Source organism: Streptomyces sp. NPDC006997 (genome assembly GCF_040635175.1).
Taxonomy (GTDB): Bacteria; Actinomycetota; Actinomycetes; order Streptomycetales; family Streptomycetaceae; genus Streptomyces.
Genome location: NZ_JBEYHH010000003.1, coordinates 97,664 through 120,895, shown reverse-complemented (window position 1 = coordinate 120,895; position 23,232 = coordinate 97,664). Strand labels below are relative to the sequence as shown.

At 73.6% G+C, this 23,232-nt stretch carries 20 protein-coding genes and 2 tRNA genes; 14 read left to right on the top strand and 8 right to left on the bottom strand.

Annotated features, from left to right (window positions below; translation table 11 throughout):
- The first annotated feature begins 102 nt into the window (after positions 1 to 102).
- Positions 103 to 175, top strand: a tRNA-His gene (locus ABZ659_RS03765).
- A gap of 110 nt (positions 176 to 285) precedes the next feature.
- Here the strand turns inward: ABZ659_RS03765 and ABZ659_RS03760 are convergent.
- Positions 286 to 1,341: a LacI family DNA-binding transcriptional regulator gene (locus ABZ659_RS03760; protein ID WP_360213045.1), complete on the bottom strand. Its 1,056-nt coding sequence runs from the start codon at positions 1,339 to 1,341 to the stop codon at positions 286 to 288.
- Positions 1,342 to 1,664: 323 nt separating this feature from the next.
- Between ABZ659_RS03760 and ABZ659_RS03755 the strand changes: the two genes are divergently transcribed.
- The 4 genes from ABZ659_RS03755 to ABZ659_RS03740 all read left to right on the top strand — a co-directional run bounded on the left by ABZ659_RS03755 (position 1,665) and on the right by ABZ659_RS03740 (position 6,462).
- Complete coding sequence (locus ABZ659_RS03755; protein WP_360213043.1) at positions 1,665 to 2,984, top strand: extracellular solute-binding protein; 1,320 nt, start codon at positions 1,665 to 1,667, stop codon at positions 2,982 to 2,984.
- Between the two features lie 5 nt (positions 2,985 to 2,989).
- Positions 2,990 to 4,000 carry a sugar ABC transporter permease gene (locus ABZ659_RS03750; protein WP_360213382.1) on the top strand — a complete coding sequence of 337 codons (1,011 nt, stop codon included), beginning with the start codon at positions 2,990 to 2,992 and terminating at the stop codon, positions 3,998 to 4,000.
- A gap of 11 nt (positions 4,001 to 4,011) precedes the next feature.
- A complete protein-coding gene (locus ABZ659_RS03745) occupies positions 4,012 to 4,914 on the top strand; it encodes a carbohydrate ABC transporter permease (RefSeq protein ID WP_360213041.1) in 903 nt (300 codons plus the stop codon).
- Between the two features lie 120 nt (positions 4,915 to 5,034).
- Complete coding sequence (locus ABZ659_RS03740; protein ID WP_360213039.1) at positions 5,035 to 6,462, top strand: GH1 family beta-glucosidase; 1,428 nt, start codon at positions 5,035 to 5,037, stop codon at positions 6,460 to 6,462.
- An 82-nt stretch (positions 6,463 to 6,544) separates the two neighbouring features.
- Here the strand turns inward: ABZ659_RS03740 and ABZ659_RS03735 are convergent, their stop codons facing one another.
- The 3 genes from ABZ659_RS03735 to ABZ659_RS03725 form a co-directional block, all read right to left on the bottom strand.
- Positions 6,545 to 7,993, bottom strand: coding sequence for a cellulose binding domain-containing protein (locus ABZ659_RS03735; RefSeq protein ID WP_360213037.1), 1,449 nt, complete (start codon positions 7,991 to 7,993; stop codon positions 6,545 to 6,547).
- A gap of 384 nt (positions 7,994 to 8,377) precedes the next feature.
- On the bottom strand, positions 8,378 to 9,814 hold the full coding sequence (locus tag ABZ659_RS03730; protein WP_360213035.1) for a HAMP domain-containing sensor histidine kinase: 1,437 nt from the start codon (positions 9,812 to 9,814) through the stop codon (positions 8,378 to 8,380).
- Positions 9,811 to 10,521, bottom strand: a complete 711-nt coding sequence (locus ABZ659_RS03725; protein WP_360213033.1) for a response regulator transcription factor — start codon at positions 10,519 to 10,521, stop codon at positions 9,811 to 9,813. The genes ABZ659_RS03730 and ABZ659_RS03725 overlap by 4 nt, the downstream gene beginning before the upstream one ends.
- Positions 10,522 to 10,632: 111 nt before the next feature.
- Here ABZ659_RS03725 and ABZ659_RS03720 point away from each other — a divergent pair, with 111 nt between their 5' ends.
- Positions 10,633 to 11,211, top strand: a complete 579-nt coding sequence (locus ABZ659_RS03720; RefSeq protein WP_360213031.1) for a hypothetical protein — start codon at positions 10,633 to 10,635, stop codon at positions 11,209 to 11,211.
- A 20-nt stretch (positions 11,212 to 11,231) separates the two neighbouring features.
- Here the strand turns inward: ABZ659_RS03720 and ABZ659_RS03715 are convergent, their stop codons facing one another.
- Complete coding sequence (locus ABZ659_RS03715; protein WP_360213029.1) at positions 11,232 to 12,101, bottom strand: fused MFS/spermidine synthase; 870 nt, start codon at positions 12,099 to 12,101, stop codon at positions 11,232 to 11,234.
- Positions 12,102 to 12,280: 179 nt separating this feature from the next.
- Positions 12,281 to 12,694, bottom strand: a complete 414-nt coding sequence (locus ABZ659_RS03710) for a hypothetical protein (RefSeq protein ID WP_360213027.1) — start codon at positions 12,692 to 12,694, stop codon at positions 12,281 to 12,283.
- Between the two features lie 294 nt (positions 12,695 to 12,988).
- On the opposite strand from ABZ659_RS03710, the gene ABZ659_RS03705 reads away from it, so the two are divergent.
- Positions 12,989 to 14,512, top strand: coding sequence for a hypothetical protein (locus tag ABZ659_RS03705; protein WP_360213025.1), 1,524 nt, complete (start codon positions 12,989 to 12,991; stop codon positions 14,510 to 14,512).
- 47 nt (positions 14,513 to 14,559) lie between these two features.
- Here the strand turns inward: ABZ659_RS03705 and ABZ659_RS03700 are convergent, their stop codons facing one another.
- Complete coding sequence (locus ABZ659_RS03700; protein WP_360213023.1) at positions 14,560 to 15,156, bottom strand: histidine phosphatase family protein; 597 nt, start codon at positions 15,154 to 15,156, stop codon at positions 14,560 to 14,562.
- 186 nt (positions 15,157 to 15,342) lie between these two features.
- Between ABZ659_RS03700 and ABZ659_RS03695 the strand changes: the two genes are divergently transcribed.
- From ABZ659_RS03695 to ABZ659_RS03665, 7 genes are all read left to right on the top strand, one after another.
- Complete coding sequence (locus ABZ659_RS03695) at positions 15,343 to 16,296, top strand: phosphatase PAP2 family protein (RefSeq protein ID WP_360213021.1); 954 nt, start codon at positions 15,343 to 15,345, stop codon at positions 16,294 to 16,296.
- On the top strand, positions 16,247 to 17,392 hold the full coding sequence (locus tag ABZ659_RS03690) for a hypothetical protein (RefSeq protein WP_360213019.1): 1,146 nt from the start codon (positions 16,247 to 16,249) through the stop codon (positions 17,390 to 17,392). The genes ABZ659_RS03695 and ABZ659_RS03690 overlap by 50 nt, the downstream gene beginning before the upstream one ends.
- Positions 17,383 to 18,972, top strand: a complete 1,590-nt coding sequence (locus ABZ659_RS03685; protein ID WP_360213017.1) for a hypothetical protein — start codon at positions 17,383 to 17,385, stop codon at positions 18,970 to 18,972. The genes ABZ659_RS03690 and ABZ659_RS03685 overlap by 10 nt, the downstream gene beginning before the upstream one ends.
- A complete protein-coding gene (locus tag ABZ659_RS03680) occupies positions 18,969 to 20,306 on the top strand; it encodes an AAA family ATPase (protein ID WP_360213015.1) in 1,338 nt (445 codons plus the stop codon). Before ABZ659_RS03685 ends, ABZ659_RS03680 begins: the two co-directional genes overlap by 4 nt.
- Before the next feature lie 270 nt (positions 20,307 to 20,576).
- Entirely contained in the window at positions 20,577 to 20,942 is a 366-nt protein-coding gene (locus ABZ659_RS03675) for a hypothetical protein (protein WP_360213013.1), read from the top strand.
- Positions 20,943 to 21,039: 97 nt separating this feature from the next.
- Complete coding sequence (locus tag ABZ659_RS03670; RefSeq protein ID WP_360213011.1) at positions 21,040 to 21,561, top strand: hypothetical protein; 522 nt, start codon at positions 21,040 to 21,042, stop codon at positions 21,559 to 21,561.
- Positions 21,552 to 21,625 (top strand) — tRNA-Lys (locus tag ABZ659_RS03665). The genes ABZ659_RS03670 and ABZ659_RS03665 overlap by 10 nt, the downstream gene beginning before the upstream one ends.
- Before the next feature lie 62 nt (positions 21,626 to 21,687).
- On the opposite strand, the gene ABZ659_RS03660 is transcribed toward ABZ659_RS03665, so the two are convergent.
- A complete protein-coding gene (locus tag ABZ659_RS03660) occupies positions 21,688 to 22,977 on the bottom strand; it encodes a M6 family metalloprotease domain-containing protein (RefSeq protein ID WP_360213009.1) in 1,290 nt (429 codons plus the stop codon).
- Between the last annotated feature and the right edge of the window lie 255 nt (positions 22,978 to 23,232).

Here is a 23,232-nt window from a genome sequence, read left to right as displayed (position 1 = left end):
CCGTGCGGGGGCCTCGGGAAAAGGCGGGCGCGAGCACCCCTTCGGACCCTGTACACTTTTTCTCGGCCGGTCGGAGACACCACGGTAGAACCGCCGGTCATGGTGGGTGTAGCTCAGCTGGTAGAGCACCTGGTTGTGGTCCAGGATGCCGCGGGTTCGAGTCCCGTCACTCACCCTGTATGACCGAGGCCCGACCTGCGAGAGCAGGTCGGGCCTCGGTGTTTCTCCCCTCGCGGGAAAACGGCGGGAACACCCGCCGGGGCGGGTGTTCCCGGAGACCGGGCGCTACGACGACGCCCGTTCCACCAGTTCCGTCAGCAGCACCATCTGGCGCGGCTCCAGGCCCCGGGAGACCGCCGGGCGGCGGTCCGCTATCTCGCCGAGGAGGAGGTCGATCATCGCGCGGCCCATCTCCTCTATGGGCTGGCGCACGCTCGTCAGCGGCGGGTGCATGTGGCGGGCGATCGCGGAGTCGTCGTAGCCGACGAGGGCGACGTCCTCCGGTACCCGGCGGCCGGACTCGCGCAGGACCTGGCGGGCGCCCGCCGCCGTCACGTCGGAGGCGGCGAAGACGGCGTCGAGGTCGGGGCGGCGGGCGAGCAGCTCGGTCATCGCCTGCCGTCCGCCGTCCTCGGTGAAGTCGCCGGACGCGATGAGCTGCTCGTCCGCCTCCAGACCGGCGTCCCGCAGGGCGTCCCGGTAGCCGTCGGTGCGCCGCTGGGCGCCGTAGACGTCGAGGCGGCCGGTGATGTGGGCGATGCGCTGGCGGCCCCGGGACAGCAGGTGCTCCACGGCCTGCCGGCCACCGCCGTAGTTGTCGGAGTCGACCGACGGCAGCGTCTCCGCGGCGGAGCGGGGGCCGCTGATCACCGCCGGGATCTCCAGCTGGGAGAGGAGGTCGGGCAGCGGGTCGCCGGCGTGCACCGAGACCAGCAGGACGCCGTCGACCCGGTGCGCGGCGAGGTACTGGGCCAGGCGCTGCCGCTCCCGGTCACTGCCCGCGAAGATCAGCAGCAGCTGCATCTCGGTGTCGGACAGCTCGGCGCCGACGCCCTTGAGCATGTCCGAGAAGTACGGCTCGGCGAAGAACCGGGTCTCCGGTTCGGGGACGACGAGGGCGATCGCGTCGGTACGGTTGGCGGCAAGCGCGCGGGCGGCCGTGTTCGGAACGTAACCCAATTCGGCGACCGCGGCCTCGACGGCCGCGCGAGTGGCGTCGCTCACACGAGGGGAGCCGTTGATGACGCGGGAGACCGTGCCACGGCCGACGCCCGCGCGGGCCGCCACCTCTTCCAGGGTGGGCCGGCCGCCGCTCCGGCCCCGTGCTCCGTGGCTTGCCACTGGCTCCACCCTCCCGTCGACACCACGCCTGGCCTGGAATGTAACAGTGCGGAGGCACCGCCGTGACGGGCGGGCGCCAGAAGGCCGACGACGCCGCTCCAGTTAACAGGCCGATAACTGAACGCATCTCTCCGCGCTCACTCCCTTGACACCCCGTCCCGAAGCTACGAACCTTCAACACATCACCGATGGGAGCGCTCCCACGGTACCTGGCACTTACACAACCCGCACGTTCCCCGCCCGAGCCGCAGCGAGAAGAACAACGGGCCCAAGCAAGTATTTTGGCCGGGGGGTCGGCACGTCAGGGCAACAGGAGGACTGCAATGCGAGCACCTACCCGAATCCGCCGTAAGGCGGTGGTTCTCGCGGCCATCGCGTCGCTGGGGGCTGGGCTGCTGGCCGGTTGTGCCGACGACGGCGACGACAGCGAGTCGAACTCGTCTGACGGCGGCGGCGGTGGCAAGACCACCATCACGTTGGGGCTCTTCGGTACGTTCGGCTTCAAGGAGGCCGGGCTCTACGACGAGTACATGAAGCTGAACCCCGACATCAAGATCGAAGAGAACGTCGTCGAGCGCAACGAGAACTACTACCCGGCGCTCGTCAACCACCTGACGACCAACAGCGGTCTGATGGACATCCAGGGCGTCGAGGTCGGCAACATCGCCGAGGTCGTCCAGACGCAGTCCGACAAGCTGCTCGACCTGTCGAAGTACGGCAAGGAGAGCGACTACCTCGACTGGAAGTGGCAGCAGGCCACCACCAAGGAGGGCCAGACCGTCGGCCTGGGCACCGACATCGGCCCGATGGCCATCTGCTACCGCACCGACCTGTTCAAGGAGGCCGGTCTGCCGACCGACCGCGAGGAGGTCGGCAAGCTGTGGGCGGGTGACTGGGAGAAGTTCGTCGACGTCGGCCGCGACTACCAGAAGAACGCCCCCGAGGGCACCACCTTCATGGACTCGCCCGGCGGTCTGATCAACGCGATCCTCAGCTCGGAGACGGAGAAGTTCTACGACTCCTCCGGCGAGGTCATCTACAAGACCAACCCGGCGGTCAAGGCGGCCTTCGACCTCACCGCCGCCGCGGCCGAGGACGGGCTGGTCGGCAACCAGACGCAGTTCCAGCCCGCCTGGGACACCACCATCGCCAACACCAAGTTCGCGGCGATGTCCTGCCCGCCGTGGATGCTCGGCTACATCAAGGGCAAGTCGAAGCCGGAGGCCGCGGGCAAGTGGGACGTCGCCCAGTCGCCCAAGTCCGGCAACTGGGGCGGTTCCTTCCTCTCCGTGCCGAAGGCCGGCAAGAACACCGAGGAGGCCGCCAAGCTGGCCGCCTGGCTGACCGCGCCCGAGCAGCAGGCCAAGCTCTTCGGCAAGCAGGGCAGCTTCCCGAGCACCCCGGCCGCGTACACCATGCCGCAGGTCGTGGACGGCAAGAACGACATGACCGGTGACGCCCCGATCGGTGAGATCTTCGCCGAGGCCGCCAAGGCCGCCCCCGTGCAGGTGATCGGCCCGAAGGACCAGATCATCCAGCAGGGCCTGACCGACAACGGCGTCATCCTCGTCACCCAGGGCAAGTCGGCCAAGGCCGCCTGGGACAACGCCGTGAAGACCATCGACAACAACCTGGACCAGTGACCGGCATGACCACCCGGCACGACACGGCCGCCGCGTCCCCCGTCAAGGGGGGCGCGGCCCCGCGCCCGCCCGCCGCCCCGCTCACCGACCAGGAGGAGCGGAAGCGGAAGCGGCTGTCCCGGCGCTGGCAACGCGACATGCGATGGAGCCCGTACGCGTTCGTCTCGCCGTTCTTCCTGCTCTTCCTCGCCTTCGGCCTGTTCCCGCTGATCTACACGGGCTGGGCCTCGCTGCACCAGGTGGAGCTGACCGCCCCCACCGACATGGAGTGGGTGGGCCTGCGCAACTACACCCGGATCTTCGACGACGACTTCTTCTGGAACGCGGCGCGCAACACGCTGTGGATCGGCGTCATCTCCACCGTTCCGCAGCTCCTGATGGCGATGGGCATCGCGCACATCCTCAACTACAAGCTGCGGGGATCGACCTTCTACCGGGTCGTCATGCTCGCCCCGTACGCCACCTCGATCGCCGCCGCGTCGCTGGTCTTCGTGCTGCTCTTCGGCCGCGACTACGGCATGATCAACTGGGCGCTGAACGCGGTCGGCATCGACAACATCGACTGGCAGAACGGTTCGTGGGCCTCGAAGATCGCGGTGTCCACGATCATCATCTGGCGGTGGACCGGCTACAACGCGCTGATCTACCTGGCCGCGATGCAGGCGATCCCGCAGGACCTGTACGAGTCGGCGGCCCTGGACGGGGCCAGCCGCTGGCAGCAGTTCCTGCACGTCACCCTGCCGTCGCTGCGGCCGACGATCCTGTTCACCGTGGTCGTGTCGACGATCGGCGCCTCGCAGGTGTTCGGCGAGCCGCTGCTGTTCGACGCGAACAAGGGCGCCTCCGGCGGCTCCGAGCACCAGTTCCAGACGCTGGGCCTGTACCTGTACGAGCAGGGCTGGGTCAACCAGCACCTGGGCCGGTCCTCCGCCATCGCCTGGACGATGTTCCTGATCCTCATCGTGATCGGCATCGTCAACTACGTCATCTCGCGCCGGCTGCGCGCCAGTAGTTAGGAGAACCGGCCGTGACGACGACCCTGAGCCCCGAGGACACCAAGCGGGGCGAGCACCGGCGCGCACGCCGTCCCAAGTCCGCACGCGCGGGCGGGACCATGCACGCCGGGCCCCTCGCCTACGTCATCCTCGCCCTGTTCACGATCGGCTCGCTGTTCCCGCTGGTGTGGACCGCGATCGCCGCCTCCCGTGACAACCAGCGCCTCGCGGAGAACCCGCCGCCACTGTGGTTCGGCGGCAACCTGTTCGACAAGCTGGAGGTGGCGTGGACCGACGCCAACCTGGGTGAGGCGTTCCTCAACACCACCATCGTGGCCGGGATCTCGGCGGTCACCATCGTGGTGCTGTCGACGATCGCCGGGTTCGCCTTCGCCAAGCTGCGGTTCAAGGGCCGTAACGCGATGATGCTGATCGTCATCGGCACCATGATGGTGCCGCCGCAGCTGAGTGTGATCCCGCTGTACATGATGGTCGCCAAGCTGGACTGGACCGACCAGCTCCAGGCCGTGATCTTCCCGTCGCTGGTGAGCGCGTTCGGTGTGTTCTTCATGCGGCAGTACCTGATCCAGGCCCTGCCGGACGAGATCATCGAGGCCGCCCGGGTGGACGGCGCCAGCAGCTGGCGCGTGGTGTGGCACGTGGTGTTCCCGGCCGCGCGGCCCGCGATGGCCGTACTCGGCATGTTGATGTTCGTGCAGACCTGGAACGACTTCCTGTGGCCGTTCCTGGTGCTGACCCAGACCGGCAACCCGACCGTGCAGGTCGCGGTGGCGGGCCTGGGCCGCGGTTACACGCCCGACCAGTCCCTGATCATGGCGGGCGCGCTGCTCGGCACGCTGCCGCTGCTGCTGGTCTTCGCGATCTTCGGCAAGCAGATCGTCGGCGGCATCATGCAGGGCGCGGTCAAGGGCTGACGCCCGTGTACCAGGGGGCCGGGTCACCGCCGCCTCGGCCCCTCCTCCCCCCACCCCCTCTCCTGATTCCTTCCTTCCGTCTACCCGTGGGTCCGCGCGACCTGCGATGGGAGCGCTTCCATGCCTGAGCCCGAAACGCCGGTGTCCTTCCCCTCCACCTTCCTCTGGGGCGCGGCGACCTCCGCGTACCAGATCGAAGGGGCGGTGCGGGAGGGCGGTCGCACCCCGTCGATCTGGGACACCTTCAGCCACACGCCCGGGAAGACGGCGGGCGGCGACCACGGTGACATCGCTGTCGACCACTACCACCGCTACCGCGATGACGTGGCGCTGATGGCGGAGCTGGGCCTGACGGCGTACCGCTTCTCCATCTCCTGGTCCCGGGTGCAGCCCACCGGCCGCGGGCCCGCCGTCCAGGTCGGTCTGGACTTCTACCGGCGGCTGGTGGACGAGCTGCTGGACAAGGGCATCAAGCCCGCCGTCACCCTCTACCACTGGGACCTGCCGCAGGAGCTGGAGGACGCGGGCGGCTGGCCGGAGCGGGACACGGCGTACCGGTTCGCGGAGTACGCGCAGATCGTCGGCGAGGCGCTCGGCGACCGCGTGGAGCAGTGGATCACCCTCAACGAGCCCTGGTGCAGCGCCTTCCTCGGCTACAGCTCCGGGGTGCACGCCCCCGGCCGCACCGAACCGGCCGCCTCCCTGAAGGCCGCGCACCACCTGAACCTCGCGCACGGGCTCGGCACCGTCGCGCTGCGCTCGGTGATGCCCGCCCGCAACTCGGTCGCCGTCTCCCTGAACTCCTCCGTGGTCCGCCCGCTCTCCCAGGACCCGGGCGACCTGGCCGCCGCGCAGAAGATCGACGACCTCGCCAACGGCGTCTTCCACGGCCCGATGCTGCACGGCGCCTACCCGGCGACCCTGCTGGAGGCGACGTCGTCGCTCACCGACTGGTCCTTCGTGCAGGACGGCGACCTCGCCACCATCAGGCAGCCGCTGGACGCGCTGGGCCTGAACTACTACACGCCCGCGCTGGTCTCGTCCGCCGCCAACGCCCCCACCGGTCCGCGCGCCGACGGCCACGGCTCCAGCGACCACTCGCCGTGGCCCGCCGCGGACGACGTGGCGTTCCACCAGACGCCGGGTGAGCAGACCGAGATGGGCTGGACGATCGACCCGACCGGTCTGCACGACCTGATCATGCGCTACAGCCGCGAGGCCCCGGGCGTGCCGATCTACGTCACCGAGAACGGCGCCGCCTACGACGACAAGATGGACGCCGACGGCCGGGTCCACGACCCCGAGCGCGTCGCCTACCTGCACGGCCACCTCTCCGCCGTGCGCAAGGCGATCACGGACGGCGCCGACGTGCGCGGCTACTACCTGTGGTCCCTGATGGACAACTTCGAGTGGGCGTACGGCTACGGCAAGCGCTTCGGCGCGGTCTACGTCGACTACACGACCCTCGCCCGTACGCCGAAGTCGAGCGCCCTCTGGTACGGCCAGGCGGCGCGCACGGGTGCGCTCCCCCCGGCCGTTCAGGACTGAACGGACCTGAACCGGGGGGAGCGACGGGGGGCGGGGCGCGGCACTGTGGGGGTGCCGCGCCCCGTTTCGCCTCCTGGCGGGCCTACTTGTAGGCGGCGAACGCCTTGGTGAAGGCGTGGGCGTCCTGGAGGACCGAGCTGCACGTGGCGTCGGCGGAGTTCTTCGCGCCGCCGGGGCACTGCTTGTCACGGGTCGCGGACCACATCGACAGCCAGCCGATCCCCCTGGCCCGCGCGAACTCCACCAGCTGCGTGGCGTCCTCGACTTCGAAGACCTCGGACGCGACGTCGTTGACGCCGATCATCGGGGTGACCGCGACGGTCTTCCAGGCGGCGCTGTCGCTGAGCCCGAGGACGCTCTTGATCTGCGCCTGGGTGGCGGTGGCGGCCTGCTCGGCGTAGGTGCCCATGTCGCCGCTGTACGACGCCCCGTAGTCCATCGCCATGATGTTGACGGCGCTGATCCGCACGCCGTTGCGCCGGGCGTCGGCGAGGAGGTCGACGCCGGGCTGGGTCAGGCCCTCCGGCATCACCGGCAGGGTGAAGGAGACGTCCAGGCCGGGGTGGGCCTGCTGGAGCCGCGCGATGGCCTGGGCGCGGCGGGTGTTGGCCGCGGTGTCGGGCAGCGCGCCGCCCTCCACGTCGAAGTCGACCTTGGTGAGGCCGTAGGCGTCCACGGCCTGGCCGTACGCCGCCGCCAGCGCGTCGGCCGAGGAGCAGGCGGTGGCCAGCTCGGTGCCGGACGCGCCACCGAAGGAGACCCGCACGTCGCCGCCCTGGGCTCGCAGGGCGCCGATCTGCCCGGCGACCGCGTCGCTCGCCAGGTCGGTGACGCCGCCCCACTTCGGGGTGCAGCCGCCGCCGGAGGTGATGAAGGCGAGGTTGTAGTCCTTCACCCCGGTCGCCTCGGCGCTGGCGAGCAGGTCGAAGGCCGGGTAGAGGGAGGTGTCGACGTACGGGGCGAAGGCGGCGGTGGTGGGGGTGCCGGGCGTCTGGGTGGGGGTGGGGCTCTGGGTCGCCGTCTTGGTGGGGGTGGAGGTCGGGGTCGGGGTGGCCGTCTGGGTGGGGGTGTGGGTCGGGCGGCCGGTGGGTTCGGGGGTGGCGGTGTCGTCCGTGGAGCACTTGGTGTCGTCGATGAGGCAGCCCGTGGGGTCGCCGGAGCCGTTGACGACGAAGCCGACGGTGACGGACTCGCCGACGGCCAGCCCGTCGGTGTCCCACTTCGGGGGCCGGACGGTGATGTGCTGCCCGCTGGCGCTGGACTCGGCGTTCCACAACGAGCTGAGCTTCGCGCCGGACGGCAGGTCGAACTCCAGCGTCCAGTCGGTCTTCCGGGCGCCGCTGTCGTTGGTGACGACGTACTGCGCGGTGTAGCCGGTCGACCAGTCGCTGGTCCTGGTGTAGGCCGCGCCGACACCGGCGGCCTGCGCGGTGCCGGAGAACACGATGGCACCGCCGCCGATCACGGCCACGGCGACCGCCCCGCCGATCGCCTTGTTCCTGCCGCTCAGTCCGCGCCGGTGCGTGCTCATCGTGCCTGCCTCTGTGGTTCGGGGTGGGGGGTGGCTGTGGCAGCACGTTAGCGATCTCGAAACTCCCAAAACGCCTGTTCCGGTCGGTGGTTGCCGGTCTTAGGGCGGCCTTAAGGGAGCCATCGGGACGGGTTAATCGAGGAGGGGCGGGGGCGGTCTGGGGCGGCACGGGGGGCCCGGGGGGCGGGTCCGGGGCGGCCCGGTGGCAGTCCCGGGGGGCGGTCCGGGGGCGGCCCGGTGCAGTCCCGAGGGCGGCCCGGGGGGCGGCCCGGGGGCAGTCTCCGGGGCGGCCCGGGGGCCCGGGGGGCGGGTCCGGGGCGGCCCGGTGGCAGTCCCGAGGGCGGCCCGGGGGGGCAGTCCCCGGGGCGGTCCGGGGGCCGCTTCTCAGCCGCGCCCGGCGTGTCCCGCCTGTCCGCCGTGCCCGGCGTGTCCCGACATCGCGGCGAGCGCCTTGCCCGCCCCGCGGCGCCGTACGGCGCCCCGGTGTCCACGGCGCCGGGGTGAGCGCTCCCTGGCGTCGAGCTGGATCCAGATCCGGACCTCCGTGCCGCCGAGGACGGACGAGCCGATGCGCACGTCACCGCCGGTGGACTCGGCGAGTCTGCGGACGATGTCCAGTCCGAGGCCGGTCGAGCCGTCGGCGCCGGACCCCCGGCCCCGGGACATCGCCGCCCGGGGGTCGGGGATGCCGGGGCCCGCGTCGGAGACCAGGACGATCACCGCGTCCTCGCCGTTGTGGACGTCGACCGCGAACGCCGTGCCCTCCCGGGTGTGCCGGAACACGTTGCCGAGCAGCGCGTCGAGGGCGGCGGCCAGGTCGGCGCGGGTCACGGGTATGCGCACCGGGCGGTCCACCCCGGCCACCCGCCACTTGCGGCCCTCGTCCTCCGCGAGCGCCGACCAGAACCCCATCCGCTCCCGCACCACCTCCGCCGCGTCGCACCCGGCGCCGGGGCCGGCCGCCGCGGTCTGCGGCTTGGCCTCGCGGGCGGTGCGGATGATGGTGTCGACCTCCCGCTCCAACTGGGCGACCGCGGCCCGGGTCTGGTCCGCGGCCGGTCCCTCCCCGAGCGAGGCGGCGTTCAGCCGGAGCACGGTGAGCGGGGTGCGCAGCCGGTGCGAGAGGTCGGCCGCCAGCTCCCGCTCGTTGGCGAGGAGCTGGACGACCTGGTCGGCCATCGAGTTGAACGCGACCGCCGCGAGCCGCAGTTCGGTCGGCCCCTCCTCCGGCACCCGCGCCCCCAGCTTCCCCTCCCCCAGGTCGCTCGCGCCGTCGGCCAGGCGCTGCGCGGGCCGCACCATCCGGACGCCCAGCCGGTCGGCGACCGCGACCGAGCCGACGATCAGTGCCAGGCCCACCCCGGCGAGCACCGCCCACGCCGTGCCGACGCCGTTGCTGACCTCGGCGTCGGGGACGTACACCTCGACGACCGCGATCTGCGTGGAGCTGAGCGCGACCGGCTGGAGCAGCGCCGAACCGCCGGGCACGCGCGCGGTGGAGGCGCGGCCCACCTTCCGAGTGGCCTCGATGTCCTCGTCGGCGGCGCGCCGCCGCCCGATGTCCAGCGCGGCGGCGCCTTCCGCGGCCGGTAGGTGCACGGCCATCCCGTCGTCCGAGCCCGCGGAGGCGACGACGCGCTCCAGCTGGTCCCGGTCGGTGGTGATGGACAGCGCCGGCGCGATCGCCGCGGCCTCCCGCTCGGCGTTGGCGAAGGCGCGGTCGCGGGCCATCTCCTTGATGACCAGCCCGAGCGGTACCGCGAAGGCCACCACGACCATGGCGGTGACCGCGAGCGAGACCTTGACCAGCGCCCACCTCATCGGGTCGGCCCCGCTTCCCCGACCGGCGGCTCCAGCTTCACGCCGACCCCGCGCAGGGTGTGCAGATAGCGCGGCCGGGCGGCCGTCTCCCCCAGCTTCCGCCGCAGCCACGACAGATGGACGTCGATGGTCTGGTCGTCGCCGTACGACTGCTGCCACACCTCGGCGAGCAGCTCCCGGCGCGCCACGACCACCCCGGGACGGCCCGCGAGGAAGGCGAGCAGGTCGAACTCGCGGCGGGTCAGGTCGAGGCGCGCGCCGTCCAGTTCGGCCTGGCGGCGCAGCGGGTCGACCGTCAGCCCGCCGACCCGCAGCACGCTGTCCGGCGCGGCGTCGGCGCTGGCGGAGCGGGCCCGGCGCAGCACCGCGGCGATCCGCGCCGACAGGTGCTCGACGGAGAACGGCTTGGTCAGGTAGTCGTCCGCGCCCGCGTTGAGCAGCCGGACGATCTCCGCCTCGTCGTCCCTCGCGGTGGCGATGATGACGGGGACGTCGGTGATGCCGCGCAGCATCTTCAGGGCCTCGGACCCGTCGAGATCGGGCAGTCCGAGGTCCAGGATGACCACGTCGAAACGGAGGTGGGCGACCTCGCGCAGCGCCTCCAGCGCCGTACCCACGCTGCGCACGGTGTGCGCGGCGTCGGTCAGGTGCCTGATCAGCGCCGAGCGTACGAACTGGTCGTCCTCGACCACGAGCACACTTGCCATGCGCCGCACCGTACGCCATCCGGGCGACACCGGTCGGGGCCTGTGGATAACCGCCTGTGGATAACTCACCCCGGGTGTGCGCGGCCTGACGGGTGCGGCAGTATGGCCGCGATGTTCAGAGGACTCGTACACGTACTCGCCTGGTCGCTCGCCACCAGTGCCGCCGCCGCGCTGTCCTGGTGGGGCGTGCACACGATGCTCGCGGGCACGGTGTACGACCCGCCCCGCGCGCTGCCGGTCACGGCGGCCGACGCGACCGTGCGGGAGTCCGAGGCGCTGGCGACGTCGGCGAGCACGCGCCGCCCGGGGGCGTCGAAGAGCCCGGCCGACGCCTCGGGTTCATCCGGCTCGTCCGGTGCGTCCGGTTCATCTGACGGGTCGACCTCCTCCGCGCCGGGGACCGCGCCGCCCCCGTCCGCCTCGCCCCGGCCGTCGTCCTCCGCGCCCGCCGCCTCCCCGAGCGCCTCCGGCCAGGTCAAGAGCTACGACACCGACGGCGGCCGGGCGGTGTTCGACCTGCGGGACGACTACGCGACCCTGGTCTCGGCGACGCCGGGAGCGGGCTGGTCGATGCAGGTGTGGAAGACGGAGTCCTGGATCCGGGTGGAGTTCACCTCGGGCGCCGACCGGGTGTCGGTGTTCTGCACCTGGCACGACGGCCCGCCGCGGGTGGAGATCGGGTCGTACTGACCGGTCTTCGGGCGGCCGTGTCAGCGGAACACCGAGGGGGGCGGTGCCGGTGAGGCGACCGCGGCGGCGTCCGTGACGGCCGGGGCGCCGCCCGTGAAGTCGGTGAGCGTCCTGCCGTGTTCCACGCGCGCGGGGTGCGGGTCGGACGCGGCGCGGCGGGTGAGTTCCGCGACGGGCAGCGGCTGGTCGGCGGCGACCAGGACGGCGTTGCCGAAGCGTCTGCCGCGCAGCACCGCCGGGTCGGCGATCAGGGCGAGTTCCCCGAAACGGGCGGCGGCGGTGGCGATCTGGCCGCGCAGGTGCGCGAGCGGTGGTCCGTCGGCGAGGTTGGCGGCGTACACGCCGTCCGGGCGCAGGGCGCGGCGGACCTCGTCGAGGAACTCCGTGGAGGTGAGGTGGGCGGGGGTGCGGGCCCCGCTGAACACGTCGGCGACGACGAGGTCGGCCCAGCCGTCCGGCACCTTGGCGAGCCCCGCGCGGGCGTCCGCCGACCGCACCCGGACGCGGGCGTTGGCGGCGAGCGGCAGTTCCCGGCGGACCAGTTGGACGAGGGCGGCGTCGCGTTCGACGACCTGCTGGGTGGAGCGGGGCCGGGTGGCGGCGACGTAGCGGGCCAGCGTGAACGCGCCGCCGCCGAGGTGCACGGCGTGCACGGGTCTGCCGGGCGGGGCGGCGAGGTCGACGACGTGACCGAGGCGGCGCTGGTACTCGAAGTCCAGGTACGCCGGGTCGTCCAGGTCGACGTGGGACTGCGGGGCGCCGTCGATGAACAGCGTCCAGGCCCGCGCCCGGTCCCGGTCGGGGACCAGCTCGGCGAGCCCCCCGTCGACGGGCTCGACGACCGCGGCGCCGACCGCCCGCGCGCGCCGGGCGTTCCTGGACCTTCCCATCGGGTCATTGTCGCAGGGGGCGGGACGTGCCAGCGCGGGTCGGCCCCGGGGGCCTGCCCTCCGGCCTCCTCCGGAGGAGGGAGGAGCGGGGGCGGGCGACTCCCGACGCCGGTCGGCGGGTCGCCCGGGCTTGCGCGCGGAGCGGCGCGAGGAGGGCCGCCCCCGGCCCGCCGGAGGCGTCAGCGGCAGTTGTCCGCTGCCTCGATCAGGCGGGCCGCCTCACCCAGGGCGTGGCGGAGTATGGCCGGGTCGGTGGCGCTGTCGGCCTCGTCGGGCGGCAGCAGCCAGTCGGCGCCCGCCACGGGCGGTTCGGGGACGAGGCTCAGGCCGTGGCCGTCGGTCTGGGTGCAGACGCTGCCCGGGACGTCCCAGGCGTCCGCCGTACCGGGCGGGACCACGAAGCCGAGGGTGCCGCGGTCGTCGTCGTGCAGGACGGGGCCCACGGCGTCCACGGCGCCCCGCCGGAGGATGTCGACCGCTTCCAGGCCCTGCCGGGCCGGTACGGTCACGAGGTCACAGCCGGACGCCTCGGCAGCCGTGACCGTGACCGTCGCTGTCGCCGCGGCCGTCACCGTCGGGGTCGATCTCTCCATCCCGGCCTCCACCACGAAACCCTCCTTGGGCGAGCGGGCCGGGAGTCGGGCGGCTCCCGGTCCACCGGGTTCAACGCCCCACCGCGTCAACGGCTACGGCGGAAGTCCGCCGCAAAGGATGGCACTTCATGGCAGATCGTGGATGAGATATCCGATTTGTAGCCAAACACCGCGTGGCGGGTCCGGCACAGCAGGTACGTTCTTGCTCGCCGGAAACAGGGAGGTCATGCCAGCATCGGGGCGACTCGTCCATGGTCCGGCATGGTTCGACGGTTCGCACGAGAGGACCCGGCCATGGCGTCGTCAACGGTGACCTCGTCTCAGCCCGACCGGCCAGTCCGGCCCAACCTCGTCTTCCGCGGCCTGCGCGGCGGGCGCTCGCCCGCCGAGTTCGCGGCGGCGGTCCGCCGGGCGGCGCGTGAGATCGGTGAACGCGTGAGCTGTGACGCGCGTTACATCGGCCGGGTGGAGTCGGGCGAGATCCGGTGCCCGAACTACGCGTACGAACGGGTATTCCTGCACATGTTCCCCGGCCGTACGCTCACCGACCTGGGCTTCGCGCCCCGCTCGTCCGTACGCGGACGCGGCGCGCGCACCGCTCCGGAGGCGCCCCCCGTGCACCCCACGAGCCCGCCGGACGTCATCAGTGAGACGCATGAGGACTGTGAGCCGTATGACAGACAGGACCTGTACGGCCCACAGGACCCGTACGGCACCGCAGACCCGCACCGCCCGCCGGGCGGGGGCGCGCCGCGGGGCCCGTACGACACGCACGACGACCACGAGGAGAGCGACGTGCTGCGTCGCGCATTCATGACCGGCGGTGGCGCCACGGTGGCCGCCGCCTCGCTGGGCCCGTTCGGGCTCACCTTCGACGCCGCCGCCGTGGAACGTCCCGCGGGGCGCGCCGGGGCGAGCGAGGCGAGCGCGCTGGAGGAGACCGTGCGCCGGATCCGGCTGCTCGACGACCGACACGGCGCGGACGGCCTCTACCGGCGCGCGGCGGCCCCGCTCCGCGCCGCCTTCGCGCTCCTGGACGCCGGTACGACCCGGCAGACGACCGCCGACCGGCTGCACTCCGGCGCCGGTGAACTGGCCATCTCGGTGGGCTGGCTCGCCCATGACTCCGGCCGCTTCGACGACGCCCGCTCGCACTACGCCGAGGCCCTCGCGACCGCCCGGATGACCGGGGACGCGGGGCTTGAGGCGCACGCCTTCTGCAACACGGCGTTCCTCGCGCGGGACACCGGCCGCCCCCGGGAGGCGGTCCGCGCGGCGCAGGCCGCCCAGCGCATCGCGCGCCCGCTGGGCTCGGACCGGCTGATGTCCCTGCTGGCGCTGCGTGAGGCGGGCGGCTGGGCGGGGCTCGCCGACCGCGCCGGATGCGAGCAGGCGCTCGTGCGGGCGCAGGCCCTCTTCGCGCGGGGCCGCTCGGACGCCGACCCCGAGTGGATGACCTTCTACGGCGAGGCCGAGCTGGAGGGCCTGGAGGCGCAGTGCTGGTCCGTGCTGGGCGACTGGCCGCGCGCGGCCCGGCACGCGCGGCGGGCGGCGCGGCTCCAGGACCCGCACTTCACCCGCAACATCGCCCTCTACACCGCCGAACTGGCGGACGACCTGGCGCGCGGTGGACGCCCGGACGAGGCGGCGGAGGCGGGGATGCGGGTGCTGGACCTCCTGGACCAGGTGCAGTCGTCCCGGGTGCAGGCGATGCTGGCGGGCACGGCCCGGGTGCTGCTGCCGCACCGGGGGACCTCGGAGGTGTCGGAGTTCCTGGCACGCCACGGGGTGCCGCGCCAGGTGCCGCGCCAGGGGTGAGTCCGGGGCCGCCCCACGTCACGTGAGGCACCTCACGTCGGGCCAGGTCACGCGACCATGTGACCGACGTCGTTCCACGTTTCGAGAGCGGGCTCCCCGTAGGCCCACCCCAGCACCGACAGGCTGGTGGGGTTCAGCCGGATCCGGGCGGCGAAGCCGAGCGGGAGCCCCAGCCACCGCGCCGCGATCGACCGCAGGATGTGCCCGTGGGCGAAGACCAGCGCGTCGCCCTCCAGCCCCCGCGCCCAGGAGACCACGGCGTCCGCGCGGGCGGTCACCTCGGCGAGGCCCTCCCCCTCGGGGACCCCGTCCCGCCATATCAGCCACCCCGGCCGGACCGCCTGGATGTCGTCGGGCGTCAGCCCCTCGTAGGCGCCGTAATCCCACTCCATCAGGGCGTCCCAGCAGGTCGCGCGGTCACCGAACCCGGCCAGCTCGCACGTCTCGCGCGCGCGGGACAGCGGGCTGGTGCGCACCTCGACGCCGGGCAGTCCGTCGTGCGGCGCCCGGTGCAGCCGCTCACCGAGGAGCTTCGCGCCCCTTCGCCCCTCCTCCAGGAGGGGGACATCGGTCCTGCCGGTGTGCTTGCCGGAGAGCGACCACGCGGTCTGTCCGTGCCTGGCCAACAGGATGCGCGGTGCCATGAGCGACCTTCTCGGGTAAACGGGAGGCGTAACCCCTCCATCATCGCGCACGCTGTGCTGGGGCAACCCGCAGGGCGATCTCTGCGTCTCTCAGGGCCGAGGCACCCCCGCCGGGCGTGCACGTACACCGTAAAGTGGGCGACCGGCCGTTTGGCGCCGCGCGACGAGAAGGGGGAGGGCGATCGGATGCCGCACGCCGAGACACCGGGCACCGAGGCGACCGGTCGGCTCCGGCTGCGCTGGTGGACCGAGCTGCCGCTCATCCTCCTGGTCTACGCCTGCTACTCGGCTGGCCGACTCCTGGCCCGCGGCGACGTCTCCTCCGCGGTGGACCACGGGCTGACGATCCTGAAGGTCGAGAAGGTGCTGCGCATCAACGCGGAGCACCCGCTGAACCGGCTCTTCACGCGGGAGGCGTGGCTCGGCGTACCGGCGGACTTCTGGTACGCCTCGCTGCACTACGTCGTCACGCCCCTGGTGCTGGTGTGGCTCTTCCACTCCCGGACCGTCCGGTACCGGGCGGCCCGCACCTGGCTGATGACGTCGACGTTCATCGGCCTGATCGGCTTCACCCTGCTGCCGACCTGCCCGCCCCGGCTGCTCGACGCCGGGCACGGCTTCGTGGACACGATGGCCCAGTACAGCTCGTACGGCTGGTGGGGCGGTGAGGCCAGCGCGCCGCGCGGGCTGGGCGGGCTGACGAACCAGTACGCGGCGATGCCGAGCCTGCACGTGGGCTGGGCGCTGTGGTGCGGCGTGATGCTGTGGCGGTACAGCGGCAACCGGCTCGGGCGGATCGCGGGCGTGGTCTACCCGCTGGTGACCACGATCGTGGTGATGGGCACCGCCAACCACTACTTCCTCGACGCGGCGGCGGGCGCCGCCGTGATGGGCGTCGGGCTGCTGCTGACCCCGCTGGTGACGCGGACCGCGCAGCGGGTGCGGGGCTGGCTGGTGGCGCGGATCGCACCGGCCGCCCAGGGCTCCGGCGGCGCTCCCGCCTCCGTTGTCAGTGGCGGATGCCAGACTTCGGCGGGTGAACGAATTCCACGGCAGCGCGAGTCGCGGCTCACAGCCGGAGCCGAGCCTGGTGCCGCCCCCGCGGACGCGGGGGACGGGGCTCCGGCACCGGCTCGCTGAGCTGCGCGGTCCGGACGTACCGGCGAAGGCACTGGACGCACGCGCCCTCGCGGCGCTGGCCGCCAACCCCGGGTGCAGACGGCGCGCGATCCTCGACGGCGCCGGGGTGGACAAGGCACGGCTGGCGGGCGCGCTGGGCTCGCCGTCCGGTTTCGGACAGTCCCAGTTCGCCTTCATGCGGGGCAACGCGTTCGAGGCGCGGGTCAAGGCCGACGGCGGCGCGGAGCTGCTGCGGCTCGCCCGGGAGCGGCTCGACCCGGGCGCCGAGCCGTCCGCCGCCGCGAGCGTGCCCGACCTGTCGGCGTCCGGCCCGCAGGGGCGTGCCGCGCGGACGGCGCTGGCGCTGCGCGAGGCCACCGTGGCGGGCGGCTGGACGCTCCTCGACCACCCGATGCTGGCCCTGGAGGTCGCCGGGTCCCCGGCGTTCCTGGAGCCGGACGCGGTGGTGGTGCACCCGGACGGCCGGTGGACGGTCGTGGAGATCAAGTCGTTCCCGATGCTGGACGGTTCGGCGGACCCGGCGAAGGTGGGCGCCGCGGCCCGGCAGGCGGCGGTGTACGTGCTGGCGCTTGAGGAGGTCGCCGCCCGTCTCGACCCGCCCGCGCGCGTGGGCCACCGCGTCCTGCTGGTCTGCCCGAAGGACTTCTCCAACCTGCCCGCCGCCTCCGCCGTCGACGTCCGCAAGCAGCGCGCGGTCACCCGCCGCCAGCTGGACCGGCTGACCCGCATCGAGGAGATCGCGGACGGCCTGCCCGAGGGCGTCTGCTTCTCCCCCGACCTGCCCGCGGAGCGGCTCACCCACGCGGTGGAGTCGGTCCCGGCGACGTACACCCCGGAGTGCCTGTCCGCCTGTGAGCTGGCGTTCCACTGCCGTGACCGGTCCCGCGCGGACGGCGCGGTGACCACCCTGGGCCGCCCGGTCCGCGCCGAGCTGGGCGGCCTGACCACGGTCGGGGACGTGCTGGCGGCGGCCCGCGGCGAGCGCGGCGACCCCGACGACCCGGCGGTGGCGGCGCTGCGCCGCGCGGCACGGCTGCGCGCCGAGGCCCTCGACGGGCGTGCCGACGCCGTCGGAGGGGCGGCCGTATGTCGCTGATCACCACCCTGGCCCGGCTGGAGGCCGTCGACACCGGCCGCGCGCAGCCCGCCGCCACCGTCCGGCACCGGCACCTGTCGGAGCGGCCCCTGGTGTTCGTGCCGCTCACCACCGCCGGTGAGGCCGGGGCGCCGCTCGGCGCGCTGGTCGGCACCGACCGCGACGCGCCCCGCCTCCTGGCCGTCCCGCAGCCCCGCGACCGCGACCTGCGCTTCGCGTTCCTCGCCGAGCTCGCCGACGTCGTGCTGCCCTACGTCGACGGGTTCGCCGACGTGGTGGAGGCCGCCGAGCGCACGGAGACCGACCCGGAGACCGGCAAGCGGGTCAAGGTCGAGGTGGAGCTGTGCGCGGACGCCCCGCAGCTGGTCGTGCCGAGCCGCGCGGGCCTGGACTTCGTACGGCTCCTCGGCCGCTCCATGCGCTTCCGCCGCACCGCCGAGCAGGACCCCGAGAACCCGCACCCGGCGCCCCCGCGGGTGCCGCTGCTGGGCCGCTGGCTGACCCACTACGGCGAGCGGGCCCGCGTCCCCGGCTCCTCGCTGCTGCTCGCCCTCACCGACGTGCTGTCCCGGCACTGGGCGACCGGCCAGTCCACCCTGGAGGACCAGCACCTGGGCGCCCTGCTCGCCTGGATCGACCCGCCGCCGGGCGGATCCGGCGCCGAGGCGGCGCTGCGCGCCGAACTCGGCCGGGACGCCGACGGCCAGCTGGTGTGCCCGCCCGCGGGCCCCGCCACCGACCCGGCGTTCGACAACCGGCTGCTCGCCCCCGCCATCGAGCGCTACGACCGCGCGCGCACCGCCTTCGCCGCCGCCGAGGACGGCCTGGAGGCCGACGACCGGCTGGGCGCGGTCACCGCCGCCGAGCAGGAGGTCCGCGCCCTGGTCGCCAGGGTCACGCGTCCGACGTGGGACGCGGTGTGGCGCGGCCTCGACCTGCTGCGGGAGCTGCCCGAGGGGGCGCGGGTCGAGGAGCGGTGGACCCGCGACCGCTGGTCGTTCACCGGCCACCGCGACCGGGTCCTGGCGGGCGAGCCCCCGCAGCCGCGCCGCGACGACGCGGTGACCGCGGCGAACAAGCTCGCCACGCGCGAGCGCGAGCAGGCCCGTCTGGAGGCACAGGAGGCGTTGGACGACCCGCTGGTGATGGCCGGGCGGCGGCTGTCCGGGGAGGCGTTCGCGGGGGAGGTCGTGGACGTCGTCATGGCCTACAGCGAGGGCAAGCGCCCCGCCCCGCGCCCCCTGGTGACGGTCCGCACCGACGACCGGCCGCAGCTGGCCGAGCGGCTGAAGGCGTACCGCTCGCTGGGCGGCCGGCCGCAGGCGGCGGAGTTCGTCGGCCACACCGGGGACGGGGCGCTCGTGCTGCGCGTGCTGGACAAGATGGGCCGCGGCAAGGAGCCGGAGCCCGGGTCGGTACCGGAGAAGGGCGACCGGATCTGCTTCACCCTCTTCGAGCACGAGCAGCGCGGCGGCCCGAAGCTGCCCGACCCGGAGGACACCCCGTGGACCCACGGCGGCCCGCCCGGCGAGGCGGCGTCGGAACCCGCGGACCCGACGACCGAGGAGGACGTGCTGTGACGACGACGGCCTTCGACCCGGGCGCCGAGGCCGCCCGCGCCACCGCCGCGATCCTCGCGGACACCCTGCACGGCCCCGACCGCGGCGTGGTCGTCGACTCCCCGCCGGGCGCGGGCAAGTCCACGCTCGTCGTCCGCGCGGCGTTGGAGCTGGCCGACGCCGGGCGCCCGCTGATGGTGGTCGCGCAGACCAACGCGCAGGTCGACGACCTGGTGGTGCGGCTGGCGGAGAAGAACCCCGACCTGCCGGTGGGCCGACTGCACAGCAGCGACGCCGACCCGTACGACAAGGCCCTCGACGACCTGCCGCAGGTCCGCAAGTCGGCGAAGGCGGGCGACCTCACGGGGCTGCCGGTGGTGATCTCCACGGCGGCGAAGTGGGCGCACGTGAAGACCGACGAGCCGTGGCGGCACGCGATCGTCGACGAGGCGTACCAGATGCGTTCGGACGCCCTGCTGGCCGTGGCCGGTCTCTTCGAGCAGGCGCTGTTCGTGGGCGACCCCGGCCAGCTCGACCCGTTCTCCATCGTCGGCGGCGAGCAGTGGGCGGGCCTCTCGTACGACCCGTCGGCGTCCGCGGTGACCACCCTGCTGGCGCACAACCCGGGCCTGCGCCAGCACCGTCTCCCGGTGTCCTGGCGGCTCCCGGCGTCGGCGGCGCGGCTGGTGTCGGACGCGTTCTACCCGTACACGCCGTTCCGCAGCGGCACCGACCACGGCGACCGGCGCCTCACCTTCGCCGCCCCGTCGGACGGCTCCGCCCCCGACCGGGTCATCGACGAGGCCGCGGCGTCGGGCTGGGGCCTGCTGGAGCTGCCCGCCCGGCACACGCCCCGCACGGACCCGGAGGCGGTGCGCGCGGTGGCGACGGTGGTCCGGCGGCTCCTGGACCGGGAGGGCGCGGCGCACTCCGAGCGCGCCCCCGCCGCGACCCCGCTCACCGCCGACCGGGTCGCCGTCGGCACGGCACACCGCGACCAGGCGGCGGCGGTCCGCGCGGCCCTGGCCGACCTGGGCGTGCCCGACGTGACCGTCGACACGGCGAACCGGCTCCAGGGCCGCGAGTTCGACGTCACGGTGGTCCTGCACCCCCTGTCCGGCCGCCCCGACGCGACCGCGTTCCACCTGGAGACCGGCCGCCTGTGCGTCCTGGCCTCCCGCCACCGCCACGCCTGCGTCGTCGTCTGCCGCGCGGGCGTCACCGACCTCCTCGACGACTACCCGTCGACGGAACCGGTCCAACTGGGCACGCTCGTGAAGTTCCCGGACGGCTGGGAGGCCAACCACGCGGTCCTGGCACACCTGGCCCAACACCGGGTGGTGTGGCGGCCGTGACCGACGCGGCGGACGCCGGACCGAGCGCGGCCCCTCGCCGGAAGGAGTCCGGCAAACGCCGCCGGAGGCGGCCAAAGGAAACAGCCCGGACGGCTGGGAGGCCAACCACGCGGTCCTGGCACACCTGGCCCAACACCGGGTGGTGTGGCGGCCGTGATCAGAACGTCCGGCGGCCATGACGATCCGGCGGCCCTCTTGCGCGGGCGCGGGACAATGGACGGTGGCCCGTCGGCAGGCGGTGCCGTCGGAACCGTACGAGGAGGAGTAGACATGGCGGAGCCCACGCCGCGTCGGAACGAACCGCGGCTACGCCCCGCGCCCCTGCTCTTCGAGCCCGCGCAGGCGGCCTCCGACCCGGAGCACTTCTTCGACCTGGAGTCGATCGACGATCCGCGCGCGCTGCTGACGCGGGCGACGGAGCTGACGCAGGCGTTCCGGGCGGCGGCCGACCGCGCGGTGGAGTTCCAGGCGATGGCGGCGGCCCAGCTCGCCGACCCGCGCCGGTTCGACCGGCTGACCGCGGCGGACATCGCCGAGCGGGCCGACTGGACCGAGGACTACGCGAAGAAGATGGTCGAGTTCGGCCGGGACCTGCTCCGCGGCGGCGGTGAGGGCCAGAGTCCCGACACGGTCTGAGCGGGAGGCGCGCACTCTACCCGTCCGCCCCCGCCACTGTCCCGGCTTCCGATGACTCCGCGGAGCCGGCTGTTCACAGCCGGTAGATGTATCCACCATGAGCAGCACTCTGATCACCCCGGACGGAACCGCCTGGCTCGCCTCCGCAGGAACGTATCCGCGCGGCAGCGCCGTGCTGCCCTGCGGTGCCGCCTTCGACGTGGTGAGCGCGCCCGCCCTGTTCGGGCGCCGGATGCTGGACCGGCTGTGGCAGGAGGGCCCGGGCTCGGGGCCGGTCGCGGCGTTCCGCGGCCGGATGCTGCTGTTCGCCGCGCCCGGCACGGCCCAGCGGCTGCCCGCGCTGCTCGCCTGGGAGGAGTGGGGCGGCCGTACGGCGGCCGTACCGCCGCTGCTGTGCCACGGCACCGGCGACTCGGTGACCGTCCCGGCCCCGGCGCCCGCGCCCGACGGCTCCGGGGCGCGCTGGGTGGTCGCCCCCGACACCCGGGAGCCCTGGCTGCCCGGCCCGGAGATCCTGCTCTGGTCGGCGGTCAGGGCGGCCCGCGCGACCGCGCGTTTATCGATTTCGCACCCCGCCGACCAGGGTGCTAAGGTCTACGACGTCAGCAGGCGCCGCTAGCTCAGTTGGTTAGAGCAGCTGACTCTTAATCAGCGGGTCCGGGGTTCGAGTCCCTGGCGGCGCACGACAACGAAAGGCCCCTCGCGAGAGCGAGGGGCCTTTCGCCGTAGCCGTGGCCCACGCCCCTCACGCCGCGCTGATCCTCACCGTCCACGCCCCCGTCGCCGTCCGCCCCTCCACCGCCACCCGCACGCCCTCCCCGGGCACGGTGAAGGTCTCCCCGAGGGCGACCGGGGCGTCCGCGAGGGGCGGGTAGACGGAGTTCTCCCAGCACGCCTCGGTGCGCGGGTGGGCGTCGACCACCTGGACCGGCCCGTCGCCGGACTCGGCGCCGCTGTGCACGCGGTACACCAGGACGCCCGCCCGGCAGCCCGACCGGTCGTTGCCCAGCGGGGCGCGGGCCTCGAAGGCGAGGGCGCGGTCCGGCCCCGTACGCACCACCGCGAGCTTCGTCCCCCGGCCCAGCCCGAAGGCGGGCGCCCCCGCGGCACCGGCGACCGGCACGCCGGGCCCCGCCCCGAGCGGCTCCAGCGTCAGCCGCGAGACACCCTTCCCGCTCCCGCGGCCGAGCGGCAGGCACACCACCTGCCATGGTTCCAGCCACCCCAGCTTCCACTTGTGCCAGGCGAACAGGTCCGGGGCGAGTCCGAACTGGCTGCCCATCAGGTCCCAGTCGCCGACGTAGGTGTCCCAGTCGCCGGTGCCGTCGACCGGCCGGTGGTAGAGGTCGGGGAGGTCGAAGACGTGCCCGGTCTCGTGGGCGAGGACCAGCCGGTCCGGCGGATGGTTCTCGAACACGGTGACGACCCGCCGGATCGCGGCGCCGTCCGCGCGCAGCGGCATGTCCAGGTTGACGACCTTCGTGGCGTCGGAGTCGACGCCGGGCGCGTCCGGGTCGGCGACGAAGTACACGACGTCGTAGCGGGAGAAGTCCACCCGGTCGTCGGCGGCGGCGAGGGCGTCGCGCAGGTAGGCGGCCCGGTGCTCGGGGCTCCAGTCGCGCTGTATGGCGTACGCGGTGGACGGGCGCGGCATCCGGATCCACCGCCGCAGCGGGTGGGGGCGCAGGGTGAACCTGCCGTAGGAGGCGTGGGCGAAGAAGCGGCTGGTGGCGGGGAAGTGGTCGGCGGCCAGTTGCCGGGGCGTCAACCGGGGCCGGGAGTCCGGGAAGGAGAGGAAGACCATCACCGCGTCCGCCACCCGGCTCGGGCGCGGATAGGCGGCGTTCCAGGTGTCGAGGCCCTCGGAGTGGTGGGCGTCGGTGCGGGGCAGCGCGCAGGGGGCGGCCTCCAGAGGCTCGGCCACGGACGGATCGGTGGCGACGGAGGTGGCGGCGAGCGCGGACAGAGTGGTGAACACGGCGGCGGTACTGCGCAGTCGGGGCCGCAGCGCCGCACGCCCGAGCCCCTTGAGCACGGCCCGCGTGCGCGCGGTGAACCCGGCGCGCCCACGCGGTCCCGGGCGCGCGGTGAACCACGTGCGCCCGTGCGGTCCCGTCCGTCCGTCGGGCCCGGTGCGTTCCCCGTGGGGAAGCTGAGGTGGCGGCGGTACGGGCACCTGCACGGGGACCTCCGGATGCGGTTCAGGGGACTCCGCATCCACCCTGTGTGACTTTATGGTTGTACGCCCTGTTTGCCTGCATCAGATGAGTGAGGGAGGGTATGTCCGACG